Annotated in this window: 18 protein-coding genes and 1 pseudogene; 11 read left to right on the forward strand and 8 right to left on the reverse strand. The window is 32.3% G+C overall.

Annotated features, from left to right (window positions below; genetic code table 11):
• Positions 1-171: 171 nt before the first annotated feature.
• The 3 genes from ACFVR2_RS09375 (at position 172) to ACFVR2_RS09385 (ending at position 2225) form a co-directional block, all read left to right on the forward strand.
• Positions 172-1068: a LysR family transcriptional regulator gene (locus ACFVR2_RS09375; RefSeq protein WP_387361055.1), complete on the forward strand. Its 897-nt coding sequence runs from the start codon at positions 172-174 to the stop codon at positions 1066-1068.
• 93 nt (positions 1069-1161) lie between these two features.
• The gene (locus ACFVR2_RS09380) at positions 1162-1329 is read left to right on the forward strand and encodes a PA domain-containing protein (protein ID WP_387361057.1); all 168 of its coding nucleotides are present in this window, start codon (positions 1162-1164) and stop codon (positions 1327-1329) included.
• Complete coding sequence (locus tag ACFVR2_RS09385) at positions 1326-2225, forward strand: LysR family transcriptional regulator (RefSeq protein WP_387361059.1); 900 nt, start codon at positions 1326-1328, stop codon at positions 2223-2225. The genes ACFVR2_RS09380 and ACFVR2_RS09385 overlap by 4 nt, the downstream gene beginning before the upstream one ends.
• A gap of 183 nt (positions 2226-2408) precedes the next feature.
• On the opposite strand, the gene ACFVR2_RS09390 is transcribed toward ACFVR2_RS09385, so the two are convergent.
• From ACFVR2_RS09390 to ACFVR2_RS09400, 3 genes are read right to left on the reverse strand one after another with little or no spacing between them, the layout of a single operon-like run.
• The gene (locus ACFVR2_RS09390; RefSeq protein ID WP_387361061.1) at positions 2409-3542 is read right to left on the reverse strand and encodes a Ger(x)C family spore germination protein; all 1134 of its coding nucleotides are present in this window, start codon (positions 3540-3542) and stop codon (positions 2409-2411) included.
• Positions 3542-4612 (reverse strand): GerAB/ArcD/ProY family transporter, encoded by a 1071-nt coding sequence (locus ACFVR2_RS09395; RefSeq protein ID WP_387361063.1) that lies wholly within the window; start codon positions 4610-4612, stop codon positions 3542-3544. The genes ACFVR2_RS09390 and ACFVR2_RS09395 overlap by 1 nt, the downstream gene beginning before the upstream one ends.
• Positions 4602-5990: a spore germination protein gene (locus ACFVR2_RS09400; RefSeq protein WP_387361065.1), complete on the reverse strand. Its 1389-nt coding sequence runs from the start codon at positions 5988-5990 to the stop codon at positions 4602-4604. Before ACFVR2_RS09400 ends, ACFVR2_RS09395 begins: the two co-directional genes overlap by 11 nt.
• A 409-nt stretch (positions 5991-6399) precedes the next feature.
• On the opposite strand from ACFVR2_RS09400, the gene ACFVR2_RS09405 reads away from it, so the two are divergent.
• The 3 genes from ACFVR2_RS09405 to ACFVR2_RS09415 are packed head-to-tail and all read left to right on the forward strand — an operon-like array spanning position 6400 to position 10062.
• Positions 6400-8718, forward strand: a complete 2319-nt coding sequence (locus ACFVR2_RS09405) for a xanthine dehydrogenase family protein molybdopterin-binding subunit (RefSeq protein ID WP_387361067.1) — start codon at positions 6400-6402, stop codon at positions 8716-8718.
• Position 8719: 1 nt separating this feature from the next.
• Positions 8720-9553, forward strand: coding sequence for an FAD binding domain-containing protein (locus ACFVR2_RS09410; protein ID WP_387361069.1), 834 nt, complete (start codon positions 8720-8722; stop codon positions 9551-9553).
• Positions 9553-10062: a (2Fe-2S)-binding protein gene (locus ACFVR2_RS09415; RefSeq protein ID WP_387361071.1), complete on the forward strand. Its 510-nt coding sequence runs from the start codon at positions 9553-9555 to the stop codon at positions 10060-10062. The genes ACFVR2_RS09410 and ACFVR2_RS09415 overlap by 1 nt, the downstream gene beginning before the upstream one ends.
• A 4-nt stretch (positions 10063-10066) precedes the next feature.
• Here ACFVR2_RS09415 and ACFVR2_RS09420 read toward each other — a convergent pair whose 3' ends face one another.
• On the reverse strand, positions 10067-10207 hold the full coding sequence (locus ACFVR2_RS09420; RefSeq protein ID WP_387361073.1) for a hypothetical protein: 141 nt from the start codon (positions 10205-10207) through the stop codon (positions 10067-10069).
• A gap of 13 nt (positions 10208-10220) precedes the next feature.
• Positions 10221-10658, reverse strand: coding sequence for a hypothetical protein (locus ACFVR2_RS09425; protein WP_387361075.1), 438 nt, complete (start codon positions 10656-10658; stop codon positions 10221-10223).
• Positions 10659-11007: 349 nt separating this feature from the next.
• Here ACFVR2_RS09425 and ACFVR2_RS09430 point away from each other — a divergent pair, with 349 nt between their 5' ends.
• Positions 11008-12042 carry an AI-2E family transporter gene (locus ACFVR2_RS09430; protein ID WP_387361077.1) on the forward strand — a complete coding sequence of 345 codons (1035 nt, stop codon included), beginning with the start codon at positions 11008-11010 and terminating at the stop codon, positions 12040-12042.
• A gap of 216 nt (positions 12043-12258) precedes the next feature.
• Here ACFVR2_RS09430 and ACFVR2_RS09435 read toward each other — a convergent pair.
• From ACFVR2_RS09435 to ACFVR2_RS09445, 3 genes and pseudogenes are all read right to left on the reverse strand, one after another.
• Positions 12259-12633: pseudogene (locus tag ACFVR2_RS09435) on the reverse strand (LysR substrate-binding domain-containing protein); the annotation flags it as partial.
• Positions 12634-12643: 10 nt separating this feature from the next.
• Positions 12644-12838 (reverse strand): hypothetical protein, encoded by a 195-nt coding sequence (locus tag ACFVR2_RS09440; protein WP_387361079.1) that lies wholly within the window; start codon positions 12836-12838, stop codon positions 12644-12646.
• Positions 12839-13005: 167 nt separating this feature from the next.
• On the reverse strand, positions 13006-13164 hold the full coding sequence (locus ACFVR2_RS09445; protein ID WP_387361081.1) for a LysR family transcriptional regulator: 159 nt from the start codon (positions 13162-13164) through the stop codon (positions 13006-13008).
• 460 nt (positions 13165-13624) lie between these two features.
• Between ACFVR2_RS09445 and ACFVR2_RS09450 the strand changes: the two genes are divergently transcribed.
• From ACFVR2_RS09450 to ACFVR2_RS09465, 4 genes are all read left to right on the forward strand, one after another.
• Complete coding sequence (locus ACFVR2_RS09450) at positions 13625-15067, forward strand: spore germination protein (protein ID WP_387361083.1); 1443 nt, start codon at positions 13625-13627, stop codon at positions 15065-15067.
• Positions 15068-15151: 84 nt separating this feature from the next.
• Entirely contained in the window at positions 15152-17134 is a 1983-nt protein-coding gene (locus tag ACFVR2_RS09455) for an alkyl/aryl-sulfatase (protein ID WP_387361085.1), read from the forward strand.
• A gap of 731 nt (positions 17135-17865) precedes the next feature.
• Positions 17866-19353, forward strand: a complete 1488-nt coding sequence (locus ACFVR2_RS09460; RefSeq protein WP_387361087.1) for an amino acid permease — start codon at positions 17866-17868, stop codon at positions 19351-19353.
• A gap of 125 nt (positions 19354-19478) precedes the next feature.
• The gene (locus ACFVR2_RS09465) at positions 19479-19667 is read left to right on the forward strand and encodes a hypothetical protein (RefSeq protein ID WP_387361089.1); all 189 of its coding nucleotides are present in this window, start codon (positions 19479-19481) and stop codon (positions 19665-19667) included.

Below are 19667 nucleotides of genomic sequence, written 5' to 3' on the forward strand. Positions count from 1 at the left end.
ATTGTTAAAAATTTTAAAATTTAGAGTTACTATTACTACAAATTTATTAATACGCATGTAGATGCTAAATAAGTTAATAATAAGAAATAATTGATTTTTTTTATATCGTTAATATAAAATTAAAAACATAAAAAAGTAGTAGATTTAGTTTTCTTAAGGAGAAGTTGTAAAATGAATTTCGATCAAATGGAACATATAGTTTATGCAGCAAAGGAAATGTCAATCACGAAAGCTGCAGAAAAATTATTTATCTCTCCTTCTGGAATGAGTCAATCCATTACTCAATTAGAAAATGAGCTTGGAATAAAAATTTTTAATCGATCAAAACAAGGGGTATCACCAACTTTTGAAGGGAAAATCGTTATAGCAAAGGCAATGACATTATTAAGTACGATTAAAGAACTTAATCGAGAAATTGATGATATAAAAAATAGAAGTAATACACATTTGAAAATTCTAACTGCGCCAACTTTTACATATATGCTACAAGAAACAATGGTGAGGTTAAATGAGGAAAATGAAGTTACATTTGAAGTGGTTGAGGAAAATCCTGTTAATATTATTCAAACTTTTATTAAGCAAGATTATGATTTCGCACTAATGCCAGCTACAAAGGAAGAATTAAAAAAAGAAAAGTTCATAGAATATGAACATTTACATACAGGGCATATATGTATAGCAGTCGGTAAGAAATCACCTTTTTATTCGAATGAATCGGTAACACCTAGTGAATTAGTAGATGCAAAAATAGTTATGTATAAAACCTCAGACTATAAATCACTACAAAAAATTTCAAAAATGAATTCAAAAAATGTTGTTCTTCAAACAAATAGAAGTAGTTTGCTTTATGAGTTAGTAAAAGAGAGCCAAGCGATTTTGTATTTACATGAATTTTCGATCCGAAATCGACCGATGGTTTTAAATGGAGACATTAAAATAATTCCGCTAAAGGAAGAAGCTACTTTCGACCTTGACTTTTGGCTGATTCATTTACAATCGAAAAGTTTATCATCATTGGCAAAAGAGTTTATTGAGAAATTAAAAAAACAGTTTAATAATAGTATATAAAAATGATCGTGGAGGCAGGATTTGGAACTGACTACACGATCTTTTTTACATATTAAGAAAGTATAAATCGGCAGCGGAGGAGAAAGCTCGACGTTGTTAACAACAGCTGATTTTAACGGCAAAGACCTAAATGGAAATATTGCATTCATTAAGCGTGGAACGAATGCATTAATTGATAAAATTAAAAATGCAAAAACGAGAGGCGCAATCGGAGTCATAATAATGATATCTGGTCATACAAAAGAGAGTGGTGAATCATGAATTTCGAACAAATGGAACATATCGTTTATGCAGCAAAGGAAAAGTCAATTACGAAGGCTGCTGAAAAATTATTTATCTCACCTTCTGGCATGAGCCAATCCATTACTCAGTTAGAAAATGAGCTAGGAATTAAAATTTTTAACCGATCAAAACAAGGGGTTACGCCAACTTTTGAAGGGAGAATCGTTATTTCAAAGGCAATTACTTTATTGAGCACAATTAAAGAGCTTAATAAAGAAATTTTTGATATTAAAAATAGAAGTGAAACGCATTTGAAAATAATAACTGCTCCTACTTTTACATATTTGCTTCAAGAAACAATGGTAATGTTTAATGAAGAACCATATGAAGTTACATTTGAAGTTGTTGAAGAAAATCCTGCCAGTATTATTCAAAATTTCAGTAATCAAGATTATGATTTTGCACTTATTCCTGCTACAAAAGAAGAGTTAAAAAAAGAAAGATTTATTGAATATGAGCATTTACATAGAGGACATATTTGTATTGCAGTCGGAAAGAAATCACCATTTTATACTTATGATTCTGTATCTCCAAGTAAATTGAAAAATACCAAAATAGTTATGTATAAAACCTCAGACTATAAATCACTACAAAAAATTTCAAAAATGAATTCAAAAAATATTGTTCTTCAAACAAATAGAAGTAGTTTGCTTTATGAGTTAGTAAAAGAGAGCCAAGCGATTTTGTATTTACATGAATTTTCAATCCGAAATCGACCGATGGTTTTAAATGGAGACATTAAAATAATTCCGCTAAAGGAAGAGGCTACTTTCGACCTTGACTTTTGGCTGATTCATTTACAATCGAAAAGTTTGTCACCATTAGCAAGAGAATTTTATGAGAAATTAAAAAAACAGTTTAAAAATAGTATATAAAAAAGATCGTGTAGGCAGGATTTGGAACTGACTACACGATCTTTTTTACACATTAAGAGTGTATAAATTGGCAGCGGAGAAGTAAAATCGAATAGTTGCCAATTTTAGGAATTAAGTATAAATGCAACTACACCTCTGTCTTCGCCTAAAGGCTCGCCAATCGGCGAGTTTTCTTTTATTTTATTACTCTTCAAACTGAGTTTCTTTACCAACTGAACCTGTATTTAATATAGTTACGAACACTTTAGGTTTGATTTTAATTGTTGGATATTCTTTTTCCCAATTAAGTTTTCGCCATTTTTCTGGGTGATGTTCTTTTAAATATCGACCAATCCCTAGTACATCACTATTAGCAAGTTGAATTTCTTTAATCACTTCTTGAGCCCTTTTATTTAGATCTTTACGAAGAATTGACCACATTTCATCCTCGCCTAATAATTTAATTGAAGATAATCCATCTATAGATACATTAACTTTAACTTTTAAATTGACTTCTATTTTATCTTTGGATGTCGAAACTGTTAATGTATTTTTAGGTCGAATAATATTATAACCAAGTATATTGTAAGGCGGTTCATATTTTTTAGGAAGCTTTGTAATAAAATTACCGGTAGAGCCGTATTGCCCCATCATCATTAGAAGAAGCGGTGACTGTTCAGAAGAAATGAAATGTCCGGTATAGCTACCATTATGCATTAAACCTGCGCCAGTAACTTCTACGCGTTCGGTTGGTGTTACATCTACTACTGGTAAAGTAAAGTCTATACCTTCTTCAGAAGTATATGTAAAAATATTAAAAAGCTGTATTTGTTGAGCGATTGAAGTGAATTCGGCATTCTTTATAGTTTGATTCAATATAACCGATAACGGTTTAGTTCCGACCGTTTTTAATTTTAAAACGTTTTTTGCAGCCTGTTTATTTGTTATTACGACAGCTACATTTAGATTTGAAAACGGTCTCCGTCTAAAAGTACTTAAAATATGAGAAATTTTTGTTTTCGAGAACTCTTCACCTAATAAGATAATTTTAGTTTTTGATGTCGTTATATCTCCTGGTAAAAATGATTGTAAATGCATTGAAGCATCAGACACTGAGAAGCCTTTAGAATCAACAGTTTCACTCTGGAAATCGAATACGCCAGCCCCCTTGCCGATAATATCAAGTATTAGTGCATTGACCTCAATTTTTTTATCTTGATCTAAATCAAAACTAATTCCATTAACTAATGTCTTATCAGTAATTGTTCTACTATCCCAACAACCTGTAGCTAATAAAAGAATGGAACATAAACAAATAACTTTAAAAAATTTACTCATCAGTTTATTAGCCCCCTAACTTTATTAATTAAGAATAGTAGAAATGGAATGATGATAATAAAAATGGGATCTAAATAACTGGCTAAATTCGCAATTGTTTCTCTTCTGATTACTAGTGAAGAAACTAATGGATAAAAAGCAAATATGATTAATATGATGAAAAATAATATGCTTTTTCTATTTTTTACGATTAAAGATAGACGCTTATGTACATCTTCACTAATGATAAAAATATAGCTAATTACTGTTGCACAAATTACAATGATCCATAAGCTTAAAAACAAAGTATCTAGAGCTTCGATCATTTTTGACTGATAAGTTTTAAATATATAAAGTATGGGGTCAATGATGTAACTATTTTCTTTATTGCTTAATCTGATATAGGACGTGAAAATAATAAAGGTATACATTATTGTCGTAAAAAAATTTGCTAAAGATAAAGTGAATAATTTCTTTTTTGTATCTTGAAAAAATGGCGGTAAAAATAAAAAGATTTCAAAGCCTAACATTTCAGTAAAGGATGAATATGCACCGGAGCTGATCTTTGTAATTGGAGCTTGACCAATTGGTAATATTCTACCTATATGAGTATTTGTATAAGAAACTAGTAGAAATAAAATAAATATCAGAAAGATAAATGTGCAAAGTACATACGTTCTAGCGATTGTTAAGATGTCATTTTTCGCGACAATATAGGCTGTAAATAAAAATAAAATGAGAATAAGCCAAGCAGGGCTTTTTGGAAAAATCCAAATGTTGATAATATCAGAAAATTTAAGAGATACTACGATCACAACATACAAAAAATAGATGAAATAGCTAATATTAATACAAGTTCCAATGAATGGATTCGTTATTATTTTTGTATAGTCTGTAAAACTTTTATTTGGAAATTTCTTATACAAACTATAATAAAGAAATAGTATAATTTGAACGATTAACCCACCAATAAGTGCCGAAATCCAGCCATCGTGCCCTGCTTTTTTATAAATTGCATTTGGAAGGTTAGTAATGGCAACGCCGAATTGTGTAAATATAATTAAATAAAATAGGTGTTTATTATTGATCATGTTGCTTTTCCCTTCCTTGTTTTAGTAAAACAAATTCGGAGAAACCTGGATTCTCTACATATCGATAACTAAATGCTCTAATTTTTGATAGATGAGCAAGCATCATAAAAAAGCCAAGGCTAATACCAATAAATCCAAAAATTGATGCAAGGATTAAAAGAGGTATGCCCATTACTCTTGAGGCAATAGACATTTCTTTTGATGGTAGTGCGAATGAGGCAACGGCAGTAACTGAAATTACAACAACCATAGAATTTGAAATTAAATTTGTTTGTACTATAGACGTCCCTATGACAATCGCACCAACTGTACCGATCGTTGCCCCAATAGGACCCGGAAGTCTTATAGCTGCTTCCTTTAATAACTCTAAAATGATAATCATTGAAAAAGCTTCGACGATAGGTGGAAGTGGTACATTTTCAATTGATAGTTTTAAAGTATAAAAAATAGAACTAGGTAAAATATTCGAATGATAAGTTATAACTGCAATATAAATTGAAGGTACTGTTACTGCGATCCAAAATGCGAATATTCTTAAAAGATAAAAAAATATCCCGAATAGCCATCGGAAATTAAAATCGTCTGCACTACGAAAATAACCATAAATATCATAAGGAAATAATATGGCACTTGGGTCGTTATCGAGCATAATTGCAGGTCTTCCTGTTAATAAATGACGAACTGTACGATCAGGTCTTTCAGTGAACATCACTTGTGGAAATGGAGAAGAGGGATACTCTTCTATCATATTTTGAATATGTACAGCTTCGATCATTCGTACAGGTTCAACTTTTCCACTTGTCTCTAGCTTTTTTATTTTCTGTTCAATTGTTTCAATCATTGATTTTGGCGTTATATCGTTTAAATAAAAAATGGAAAGCGTCACAGGATATTTTTTACCAATTGTTATATTTTTGATGATTAATTCTTTCGTACGTAATCTTTTTCGAATTAAAGTTGAGTTGGTTTGAAGACTCTCAACAAAACTGTCATGGGGACCTAATATTACTGTTTCAGAAATTGATTCTGATATTGAACGATCGCTATTATCAGAAAGTGCAGAATATGACTTCGCTATACTTTTATTATTATCATTAAAAACAATAACGTTTCCAGAAAGAATAAACTGAATACATTCATCAAGTGTATACGCATCTTCAGTTTCTAAAATAGTTGTTATAATTCGATCTGAATTATTTTTTGAAAAAATCCGTTCTAGTATATGTGTTTGAATAACTTCTGAATCGATCAAAGTGTTTAAATAACATAAATGTAGAGTTACTTCCTCGATTGAATATTTTTTATATTTAAAATCTGAACTAGATTGAAATGCGCTTTGTACTTCTTCAAGCATGGAGGTTTTTTCGTTTACTTCCATCCGTATCAACTCCTTAAAAACTCCGCAAAGAATATAAGTATTATTCCCGTAAATAAATTGGATATGTATGGAAATTAAACATAGAATTAACAAAATCTGACGGTAGTGATCCAGACATGTTCAATTTTTTGAATCGTTTTATATGATGGCTACTTCACCAATCTGGGCATTTTTTTAGTTTTTGCTTCATAAATTTTTTAAAAGAATCTCATATTAAAGAAATTTATCAAGGTTTTTACTTTGGGTAACAAGTCCACAAAAATATAAATTGGATTGTCTGTAACCTAACGATAAGTTTTATAGAAATAAATAAATGAGTTATCAGTTATATTTTAAATAATAGTAGGAATAAAAAAGGTTTAATTAAAATGTGAAATGCTTTTTTTTGGAAAGGGGTTGAGAAAACATCATGCATATAATAGGAAAAGGAATCCCCCGAAAAGAGTCCTTCGAAAAAGTTACAGGCCATGCTAAATATACAAACGATTTTGAGACAAATGATATGCTTCATGGTCAATTAGTAACAAGCCCATACGCGAGTGCGATGATTAAAAGTATAGATTCAACAGAGGCACTAAAGATCCAAGGTGTAAGAAAAATAATATTCGGTGAGAATTTACCCTTAGTAGGAGAAGGGATCCTTGATCGTTATCCAATTGCATTTGATCGCGTTCGATTTTTTGGTGAAGTAGTAGCAATTGTAGTGGCAGACACCCAATATGCAGCGGATCAAGGTGCAAATTTAGTAAATGTACAATATGAATTACTCCCTGTAGTAAATTCTCCAAAAGAAGCACTTAAACAAGATGCACCACTTGTGCATCCTAAACTAGGTGAGTATGAAATCACTGAAGGTGTATATCCGGAGCCAGGTACAAATATTGCCACCAGAATTAAAATTAGAAAAGGCGATTTTAACAAAGGGTGGAGAGAAAGTGAAGTAATGATCGATGAGAACTTTGCATTCAGATCATCGGACCATGTTGCAATGGAGACAAGATGTTCATTTGCACAAATTCATCATGATGGCACAATTGAGATTACGACTTCAACTCAAGCACCATTTATGGTTAAGAATCTAATTGGAGTGTATTTTGGCATTAAACCCGGAAAAATTGTTGTAAATACACCTTTTGTAGGCGGAGGTTATGGTGGAAAAGGAGCAATCCAGTTAGAGCTTTTAGCCTATATTGCTTCACGGGCTGTAAATGGTAGATTAGTAAAAATCTATAACACTCGTGAAAACGATATGCTTTCATCTCCAGGACATATCGGTTTGGAAGCGAATGTTAAGCTAGGATGTACAAAAGATGGAATGCTTAAGGTTGCCGAAATTCTCTATTTATGGGATGGAGGGGCATATGCAGATAAATCGATTGACTTAACGAGGGCAGGTGCGGTTGATTGTACTGGACCGTACAATATCGAAAATATTTGGTGTGATTCTTTATGTATGTATACAAACCATCCATATCCAGCACCTTTTAGAGGATTTAGTCATTCCGAAGTACATTTTGCATTTGAGCGAGCGATGGATATTCTTGCTAGAAAATTAAAGATGGATCCGATCGAACTAAGAGAAAGAAACGCCATTAAACCAGGCGATCAAACTCCTACTCAAGTTGTATTAAATTCTAGTACAGTTGGAAATCTACTAAAATGTATTGAAAAAATGAAAGAATTAATCAATTGGCAGGAAGGCCAAGTTATTGACTTAAGCAATAATAAAGTAAGAGTAAAAGGAATTAGCTGTTCATGGAAAACATCTACTATTACTCCAAATGCAAGCTCAGGTGTAATATTGATCTACAATGCAGATGGAAGTATTAATTTAATGTCTGGTGTTGTAGAACTCGGTCAGGGAACTAAAACGATTCTTGCTCAAATGTTAGCAGAGATTCTTAAAATGGACATAGACGACATTCATGTTCAAATGAATATCAATACAGTCAATACACCAGAACATTGGAAAACCGTTGCAAGTAGAGGGACATTCATGGCCGGAAGAGCATTGTTAGCAGCAGCAGAGGATTTAATTAGACAATTAAAAGACTTAGCTTCTTTCATATTGCGTGCCCCTGTTGATGATTTAGAAGTAGGTTATGGAAAAGTATTTATAAGAAGTGAGCCTACAAAAAATATACCAATTAAAGAGATTGCTTATGGATACACATTTCCAAATGGAAATTCGATTGGTGGACAAATAATCGGTAGGGGACATTATATTTTAACAGGTTTAACAAAAATCAATCGAGAAACTGGCGCTGGAAAACCTGGACCAGAGTGGACAGTTTGTGCACATGGTGTAGAAGTAGAAGTTAATCTAAAAACATATGAATATAGGATTCTTAAAGCCGTTACAGCAGTTGATATTGGCAAAGTACTAAATAGTAAGACTGCAACTGGGCAAGTTAAAGGTGCAATGAGTATGGGCTTATCTTTTGCAGCAAGAGAAACCTTTTATTTCGATGCGCAAGGGAAGGTACTAAATCCGCAATTACGAACTTATCGACCGATTCGATTTGGAGAGAACCCTAAATATGAAGTTGCGTTTGTTGAAACACCACAAGTCGATGCTGTATTTGGTGCAAGAGGGGTAGGCGAACATGGGTTACTAGGAATGCCAGCTGCACTTGGAAATAGTCTTTCAACAGCCATTTCGGCTGAAATTTACAATTTGCCAATTATCCCAGAACTATTATGGAAAGTAAAAGAAGGTGGGAACTAGTTTGTTATCTTCTAATATAGAATACTATAAACCAATGACGATTAAAGAAGCATTGGAGACTTTTTATTATTTAAAAGCTAATAACAAGAGGCCAATCTATTATGCAGGTGGTACAGAAATCATAACTCTTGGTCGATTAAATTTGGTTGAAACAGATGCCCTTATTGATATTAAAGATCTAAAAGAGTGTCAATTATTTGAGTTTAATGAGGACTTTTTAATCTCAGGTGCCGTCATTTCACTTACTGCTATTGAAGAAAAAAACCTTTTTCCATTACTTTCTAAAGCATCTATGGAAATTGCAGACCGGACTGCCAGGAATAAAATAACTTTAGGTGGAAACTTATGTGGTCAAATTTTTTACCGTGAAGCAGTTTTACCTTTTCTACTTTGTGATAGCCAAGTGATTGTTGCAGGATACAATGGTGTAGAGGCTTTTCCAATCGAACAAATCTTCAATCAAAACTTACAAATCCAAGACGGACAACTTCTAATCCAACTTTTAACGGAAAAGAAGTATATCAATCTACCATATATGAGCATAAAAAAACGTCAGCAATGGGATACAGGTTATCCACTACTGACGATTGCATCTATTAAATCAGATAATCAATTGCGTTTTGCTTTTAGTGGGCTATGTCCTTTTCCATTTCGCTCAAAGCAAATGGAAGCTGAGCTAAATAATACGAACTCGAGTGTAGAAGAAAGAATACAAAAAGCAATTCAATTTATTCCAGGTGAAGTACTTGACGATGTTGAAGGCTCAAAAGAGTACCGACTATTTGTACTAAAAAACACAATAGAAGAGATAATGATTGAAATGGAGGGAAGGTAATGGACCAGTCTCCAAGCAAAAAATTAAGTGTCTCTTTAAGTATTAATGATGAAATTCGACAAGTGGAGATCCGTCCAGTTGATACTCTCCTTTATGTGTTACGAACTAAACTAGGTCTAACTGGAGCAAAGCCAGGCTGTTTAAATGGAGATTGCGGAGCCTGTTCAGTCGTTATGAATGATACTGTTTATAAATCATGTATAATGCTTGCCATTGAGGCAGTTGGACAAAAAATAACAACAATTGAAGGGTTAAAAGATTCACCTATACAAAAAGCATTTGTTGAAAATTTTGCGTTTCAATGTGGTTATTGTACTCCTGGATTTATTATGAATTGTCATTCTCTATTATTAAAACACCCACATCCAACTTATGAAACGATGAAAGAATGGTTATCTTCTAATATTTGTAGATGCACATGCTATGAAGAGATTGAGGAGGCTGTTTTATCAGTTATCGAGAATAGAGAAAAACCAATGAATAATGAGTTAGAAAAAGACGAACAGTGATTTCTTAACTCACCTGTGTCGTTGAAGTCGTTGAATCACTTGACTTTCGTTGTGTAAAGAAGAAAATAAACGAAATGACTGAAATTGCCATAAGAAAAACTTGTGTATCAGTCGGTCTTACCGTAGGGATATCTGTTAAAGACATAATCACCATTCCTTTATTTACTAAAGATTCGCGGATCAATATCAAAATGTTTCGAAACAATTTTTTTACAAAAATAATAGGTTTTTTTTAGAAAAGGAAGCGTCGGTACGCTAACTGGTGCACCAAAAATCGGACCACTGACATTGAGTGAGAATCTACCGGGTCCTATAACAGAGCTTACAACTCGAACTTCATCAATTAATAATAAAATAGCAATGATTATATCGACTACATCAATGAGAGTATTTGTAAATTGATCTCCATATTTACTTTCTACACGTTCTCTACCTAACAAGGGTCCACTTAGAGAAAGACTAAATTCTCCAGACGTTACAAATACGCCTATTATCGTAATTTGGCCAGTTAATAATAATGCTGCAGCGGCGACATTTAAATCTCTTTGAAGAGTAGCGATAATACGAAGATCTTCTTTAATCTTATAGTCATTCATTGGATCACACCCTCATGCCTATAGTATTCATTCAGTGCCCAAGTGTGAATGAAAAGGGAAGGCGAACAAATATTGACACAAAAAGTTCAATTAAAAGATGCAGCTAGACTTAAATTGTTTAGCTGCATCTTTATTTTTGGTATTAGAATTGGTAAAATATAAAGTGGCTCTTTTCAACATTAAGAATTTGTTAAATGAAAATTCATAATTGAAGATTTTATTAAATAAAAATGAAAAGAGAAGCAATTTTATGAACCACTTCCTTTGGGATGTGGTTATGTTTTTATTATAAAAATTAAGATTTCCATACTACTCAGGCACAATAATATCTAAGTAAGGGGGTTGTGGAATGGAGGTCAAAAAATTTTTTCAAAGTAGTACGTTTAGACGACTAGCAATGATGGCTTGTATCATTCTTGTACTAATCTTAACTCGCAAAATAATAAATTTAGTCTTACTAATTTTCATTTTTACTTATTTAATGGATCGAGTACATAAATTTATTATTAATAGAGTAAACAAGATTTTACCGGTTAATCGTCTAGTAGTTGTCTATTCTTTGTATATAGTTATTGTGGCAGCTTTAATCGTAGGGATCTATAATTATTTACCTGTTATTACATCTCAAGTTGTCCAACTAATAGTACAAATCAAAACGTTTTATATGAATCCACCAGATGAGAAAATCATCAATTATATTGTAACCGCAATTAAAAAGGTTGAAATATCAGGTTATACTGAACAAGGATTAGATTTTTTATATAAGTATGCCTCTAATATTAGCCAATGGGGCATTGAAGTATTAATTGCTTTAGTTCTGAGTTTCTTTTTTCTACTTGAAAAACCTAGGATTATTGCATTTACCAGAAAGTTTGAAAATAGTAAGATATCACTTTTTTATTATGAGATGGCTTATTTTGGAGAAAGATTTTCACGTTCTTTTGGAAAAGTGATTGAAGCTCAGTTTTTAATTGCATTAGTGAATTGTATTTTATCGGTGATCGCATTAAGATTTATGGGATTTCCACAGCTAATCGGTTTAGGCTTCTTGATATTCTTGCTTGGACTAATCCCGGTTGCTGGTATGTTTATCTCGTTAATTCCACTTTGTACGATAGCTTATACAATTGGTGGAATGACACATATTATGTATGTCATTTTGATGATCTTAGTTTTACATGCACTTGAAACTTATTTTTTAAATCCAAAGCTAATATCAGCTAAAACGAACTTACCGGTTTTTTATACATTTCTAATTCTTGTGTTTTCTGAACGTTTTTTTGGCGTATGGGGTCTTATTATTGGGATACCAGTTTTCATCTTTTTATTAGATGTATTGGGCGTAACAGATCATGAGAAGAAAGAAGTAGAATCAACTGAATAAATCAAAAGATGATATCGTGTTGACGGTATCATCTTTTAGTATGTAGACAAAGCCCTAAAAACTTGATTATCAGACTGATTGCAAGCGCTTGTCTTTCGAGGCGTGAAGCCTGGTGAGGAGCGGAGTTACCTTAAACGGTAATGAGCACCGCAGACAGGCGAAGCAACGAAGAAAGCGAGCGTTTGTCAACAGTCTGACGATATCATCTTTTTTTACTTAACCCACATATTCATTCATTTCCGATTTAATAAATCTAATGAATTGCTTTTCAACTGGGGATAATAATTTCTTTTTTAAACGTAAAAGACCAAGTGTCACAACTAAAGGTTCATAACTTAGTAAATCGACTTCAACAACTTTACCTTCCAATAAGGCTGGATTGTTTTTTAATACAAAATTTGGGGCAAGACTAATTGCCATTCCACTAGATACCGTTCGAATAATTTCTACACAGTGGTTGGAAGAAAATAATATATTCATATTTCCGTATTTGCGTTGAAAGTTGTTAATAAACCATTTAATATAATCGCCATTGTAGAGAACAAATTTTTGTTGAAGTAACTCTTCAGGCGTTATAGTCTTGGTCAATGCAAACGGTGAGTCATTGCACGTATACCTTCATCTTACCTTTTTGAATAATATCGCAAATTAATTCATCTTTTTCCTTTAAAATTTCACCATACAAACAAATAATACCAAGATCAATTTTGTTTTGTATGACATTTTCCATCGTGCGAAACGTTATATTTTCTACTATTTCAATATTTATATTTGAATGCTTATTTTTAAACTCCATAAAAGGTGTTACCAAATAATTATTAAAAGCTGGAATTGCTGATACACTTATTTCAAATTTTTGGTCAACTTTACCTTTCCTTGCTTCTTCCCTTAATTCTTCATATTTTAAAAGAATTTCCTTCGATATTTTTAAAATGTTTAAACCTTCTTTTGTTAATGTGGCACCTATACGTGAACGGTCGAAATCTTTAAGCCAAGATCTTCCTCGATATTTGCAATCGCTTGACTAATACCAGCTTGACTCACGTGAAGATTTTTCGCAGCCGATGATATGGATCCGGTTTTGGCAACTTCTACGATAAATTCTAATTTTTGTAAATGCATGATTGTTATTACCTATTCTTAACCTTTCAACTATATAAAATTATGTGAAATTAATAATTATCCTCTAATTTTTTCTATTAGAATTATTGATATTGCTATTAGAAAACGTGATACGACTATAAAAAACATGATAGTACTATTACTTACTGATTTTGGAAATTAGAATAACTGTTTTTCAATACGACACGGTTCAATTTCAACGTACAGAAGCCACCCAAAATACGTTTCAGGTGTTTTATGAACTAAAACTACTGCATTGTACACAAAAACACTGCATTATGCACAAAAACACTGCATTATGCACAAAAACACTGCATTATGCACAAAGTTCACAGGTTTATGAATAAAGTACACAAAGTGTTCGCATTTTTAGTTTCCGAAACTGAAACCTTCACCCAAATTAACATAAATTGGAATATGCAGGACAAACTAAACCAAAATATGCTTAAGGAGATTTTGAGTGAATAACACGGAACAGTCAACTTTAGTAGTAAGTTTAGAAAAGAATATTCATTATATAAAAGAAGAGTTTAATAACGGTACTGATTTGAAAGTTAGACTACTAACGGTAAATGATGAAGTCATTCGTGATGCTGCAATTTTGTATATTGATGGGATAACGAATACACAATCTATTCAAGATAATATTCTTACGCCTTTGCTAAGAATTATTAAATTCGACAGTATTGACACTTTTATCACCCGTCATCTTTCGATTGCTGATGTGATGAAGGTAACAAATTATGAAGATATTTTGTCAGGACTATCGAAAGGAAAGACACTTATTTTAGTTGATGGTTATGAAGAAGGAATTTTAGCAGATACTGCTGATTGGCAAATGCGGTCAATCAATGAGCCTGATACTCAAAGATCATTGAAAGGCTCGTTAATAGGATTTAATGAACAGTTAAAAGTTAATATCAATCTTCTCCGTAATATTATACCGTCAAATAAGTTAAGTATTGAAAATCTAGAGGTAGGCAACGAAGTAAAAACAGATGTTTCGATTATTTATATGGACGGATTTGTTGACAAAAACATATTAGATGAAACAAGGTCAAGAATAAAAAATATAGATGTGACCTATTTATTAGAAGCTAGAGTAATTGAAGACGCTTTAGAAGGGAAAAAAACATTCTTTCCAACCGTTTTTACGTGTGAACGTCCAGACACCACTGTGTCAGCATTATATGAGGGGCGTGTTGCGATCTTAGTAAATGGTATTCCTTATAGTCTTATCGCTCCTTGTCTTTTTCTTCATTTTTTCCATCAACCCGATGAATATCATACAAAATCAGGTCGATATGGATTCAGGTTTTTACGTTTGTTTAGCTGGTTATTTTCAATTATTTTATTGGGCTTTTTTGAAACAGTGGTCCGTTTTCATCATGACTGGGTACCGCATAAATTTGCAAAGGTGTTTTTCGCAAAGTCAGATACTATGATACCTATTATCGTTGAGATATTATTTGTCATGATTATTTTCCAGTTACTTACTGAAGCATCGTTGAGAATTCCTAAATCGACCGTCATTATTGTTTCACTCATAGGGGCTATTGTAGTTGGACAAACTTCAGTCACTGCAAAACTGATTCATTCGGTGACGTTAATAATAGTAGGAATTAATTTCCTTTCTAGTATTGCGATTGCTGCAGGAGGACTGTATGGATCGGTTATGGCGTTAAGATTAGTTTTTTTATTTTTAGGGTTCTTCTTTGGGTTAAAAGGGATTTTCATCGGATTAATTATTTTGATCGCTTATATGGCATCAATTAGATCAATGGGGGTTCCATATTTAGCACCGTTTATTCCATTTAACCCAAAAGAAATGAAAGATGCTCTAATTAGAGGAGATTTAAGGAAGATTATTAATAGTAAACATACATATCCTCATAAAAAATAAATTGGAACAAAGAGTAACGTATTGAAGAACTTATGTTGCTTTTTGTTCCAATTCTATATGTTGATGACTAGAAGGAGTAGAATCATGTTTGAAAAAAAAGGTTTATCATTTTTACTAATAATAACTATTTTTTTTAGTGCCACCTTTTCTCAAAAAGTATTTTCCAAAGCCATGCCTCCTACTAAAGATACAATTAAAGCAAATGAAAAAATTTATAGTGAATTAAATTTCAATGATAAACAAGATTTTAATGATGCTCATAAGGGGTTCATCGCACCATTAATGCAAGATCAATTAAAAAATTCAAAAGGTGCTGTTATTTGGGATCGCAATCAATATTCAATTATTAATGAAGGGAATCCACCGTTAACAGTAAATCCATCTTTATGGAGACAAGCTCAATTAATAAATACTCCTGGACTTTATAAAGTAGTCGATGGGGTATATCAAATTCGTGGGCAAGATGTATCTGTAATGACAATTGTAGAAGGTAAAACGGGTTTAATCATATTAGATACATTATCAACAATTGAAACTGCTAAAGCAGCAATGGAATTATATTATACGAATCGCCCTAAAAAGTTAGTTAAAGCAGTAGTGATCAGTCATAGTCATGCCGATCATTTTGGAGGGGTAAAAGGAGTTGTTCAATATGCTAGTAATCCAGAAAAGGTACCAATTATTGTTCCATTAAACTTTTCAAAGGAAGTAGTAAGTGAGAATATCCTTTTAGGTAATATCATGTCACGAAGAGCGGGGTATATGTTCGGGTATCTTTTACCAGTAAATAAAAAAGGATATGTAACAAATGGGATTGGTCCTAGAATTAGTACAGGTACAATCAGCTTTCTGCCACCGACAATTGAAATAAAAGATAAAGTACAAACGATGGAAATAGATGGAGTTAAGTTTAAGTTTTTATTAACCTTAAATACTGAAGCACCATCAGAAATGCATTATTACATAAAAGATTACAAAACTTTAGTAGTGGCTGAAAATACGGGTCATACTATGCATAATTTTTATACTTTAAGAGGAGCAAAAACACGAGATGCTTCTGAATGGGTAAAAGCTTTGGATGATACAATTAAGTTATTTGGTAAAGAAGAAATCGACACATTAATTACAGCACACAGCTGGCCGTTATGGGGGAAAGTTCGTGTAATAGAGCATCTTACAAAGCAACGAGATTTATATAAGTATATTCATGATCAAACAATTCGTTTAGCCAACCAAGGTTACACTGCAGATGAAATAGCTGAGCAAATAAAATTACCTAGTAGTCTTGATAAATATTGGGCAAATCGAGGATATTATGGTGATTTGAAGCAAAATGCTAAAGCAGTTTACAACTATTATTTAGGATATTTTAATGGTAATCCCTCTGATTTAGATCCACTCCCACAAGTAGAGACTGGAAAGAAATATGTTCAATACATGGGTGGAGAAAAGAAGGTTTTGAAGCTCGCAAAACTAGATTTTGAGAAAGGTGAATATCGCTTTGTTGCTCAAGTTTTGAAAAACGTAGTCATGGCAAATCCGAATAACAAAGAGGCTAAGAACTTACTAGCTAAATCTTACGAGCAATTAGGCTACAGGGCCGAATCTGCAGCCTGGAGAAATGTTTATTTGACGGGTGCACAGGAATTGAGAAAAGGTATTAGGAAGATAGATGATTCACAATCATTAAGTACTGTAGACCAACAATCGATCTTAAACATGAGCGTAAAAGATTTTTTTGATTATATTTCGATCACGCTTAATGGTCCAAATGCAGAGAATAAGCGTTTTACATTTAACGTGAATTTTACTGATCTGAAAACAAATTACACATTTGAAATAAAGGACGCCGTTTTTAATTATAGTGATGGTTTAACTGCTCCAAGTCCTGATGCAACATTATTTGTAGATAAAGTAACTTTTTATTTAATTATGTACGGGAAACTCGATGTAAATAAGGCAATTGCAAATGGGAAGCTAAGCATTACTGGGAATAAAGAGAAATTTAAAGAGATGGTAAATTTATTTGATCATTTTAATCTGTGGGTTAATATCGTTACCCCATAAGAAATTAAAATTAGGTGAAAAAAACATTCTTCTGGAGATATGAAGAATGTTTTTTTTGAATTTTACGTTCTAAAAATTCAGAAAATTTTTGAACTGGTTTTATTCATTTTTTTGTATAGAGTCGATGAAATGAAAAATATAAAAACAGGACATTTCACCTAAAAAAGAGTGATGATTTTCCTATATACAGATACTTTTATTGGGACTGCTTACAAGTCTAGAGCTTTAATAAATAAAGAAAAACAATTTTAAACCATAACAAAGCGCTTTCATTATATAATATTTTCCAATCTAAAAATTAATAGTTGAAGAATGTTAAACTAGGAATTAATATATATTTATTGTTTCAAATAAATATACGATTTTTGAAAATTCAACTATTCTTAAATAACTCTAAATTATCTAAACAATGAAAAAACTCCTTCTATTTTTCGTCATATTATGATAATTTTAATTAAGTACATTTCGATGATGAAAGCAAAAAAAATGAAAACGCTATCAGCATTGAGGGTATAAGATTTGTTCCTTTGTTAAATTCAGAAGGGAGGATTTTCATCTTTACATCGCTCAGTTTCCAGGCTTAGTATTAAAATAGGTAACTTAGTCTGTGATTTGTAATTTTGACCGAAATGACAATGCCAATGGATAGATTGGAATGTGAGCTATTTAAAGATTTGATCTGCCTTTTTCGTATTTAGGGGAATTTCAATTTAAAGTAAAGAGGTGTATTCATGCAAAATACAAATCGTAAAAGTGATTTCACTATTCAAAGTAACGCGCCTAAAAAAGAGCATTTAGAAAGAAAACTAAAAACGAGACATTTAACAATGATCGCTATGGGTGGTACGATTGGTACTGGTCTATTTTTAGCGAGTGGAGCAACAATACATGATGCAGGGCCAGGTGGAGCTCTTGTTGCATATTTAATTGCTGGTATTATGGTTTATTTCTTAATGACTAGCTTAGCAGAAATGGCAACATTAATTCCGATTTCGGGTTCATTTAGCACATATACTTCAAGATTTGTCGATCCAGCCCTTGGTTTCGCTGTTGGTTGGAATTATTGGTATAACAATGCGATTATCCTTGCGTTAGAATTATCTGCTTCCGCTTTAATAATGAAATATTGGTTCCCACATACTCCGGGGATTGTATGGAGTGTTATATTCCTTGTATTAATATTTGGACTAAATGTATTATCTGTAAAAGGATATGGAGAATCTGAGTTTTGGTTTTCAACTATTAAAGTAGTTACAATTATCATTTTCATTGTAGTTGGATTATTAATGATTTTCGGTATTATGAATGGTCACACTGGTGGATTTGACAATTTCACAAAAGGAGAAGCACCATTTAAAGGTGGTTTCTTATCGATCTTTAGTGTATTTATGATTGTAGGTTTTGCTTTCCAAGGAACTGAAATGGTTGGAGTAACTGCAGGGGAAAGTGAAAATCCTGAAAAGAATATTCCAAAAGCAATCAAGCAAATCTTTTGGCGTATTTTATTATTCTACGTATTAGCGATTTTCGTTATCGGCTGTTTAATTAGCTATACAGATCCAAATTTATTAGGTGGAGACGTTGATAGTATTGCGATCAGTCCATTTACTTTAGTTTTTAAACATGCAGGACTTGCTTTTGCGGCTGCTGCAATGAATACAGTTATACTAACTTCAGTTTTATCAGCGGGTAATTCAAGTTTATACGTTGGTTCTCGTGTACTATGGGTATTAGCTGAAGAAGGAAAAGCACCAAAGTTCTTAAGAAAAGTAAACAAAGGTGGAGTTCCAGTTAGTGCATTAATTGTGACGACTCTAATTGGTGCACTTTGCTTTTTAACTTCATTATTTGGTGATGGTACAGTATACTCTTGGTTATTAAATGCAGCTGGTTTAGCTGGTTATATTTCTTGGTTAGGTATTTCAATCACGCATTACCGCTTCCGTAAAGCGTATATTGCCCAAGGAAGAAAGTTAAAGGATCTACCTTATTTAGCAAAATGGTTCCCACTAGGTCCAATTTTAGCAACAGTTTTATGTTTAGTTGCAATGCTTGGAACGAATTATAATGCATTTATCGGACCAAAAATTGACTGGTATGGTATTGCAGTTTCTTATATTGGACTACCATTATTTATTCTTGGATACCTTGGCTATAAAGTAGTGATGAAAACGAAAAAGGTTAAATTAGAAGATGCTGACTTCAGCAGTGATTTATAATTAAATTTGACAAGCAGTTTAAAGCTCAATCTATTATTTGCATAGATTGAGCTTTTTTACGTATTTTTTTTCAGTATTTAGGAAAATTAATAATGTAATTTTATGTTCGAAAGGAGATTATGAATATGAACAATTCATTAACAGAACTTGAATTAGAAAACCTTCGTCATATAATCGGAGGGCATAGTACAATCGCAAACAAATTAGAGGCTTATGCTCAGCAATGTTCTGATCCAGAATTTAAAGCACTATTACAAAGAGATGCCCAATCAGCATTAGAATCTAAGCAAAAGCTTTTAAATTTTTTAGGATAA

It is taken from the genome of Gottfriedia sp. NPDC057991 (assembly GCF_042886615.1).
In the GTDB taxonomy this organism is placed as follows: Bacteria; Bacillota; Bacilli; order Bacillales; family Bacillaceae_G; genus Gottfriedia.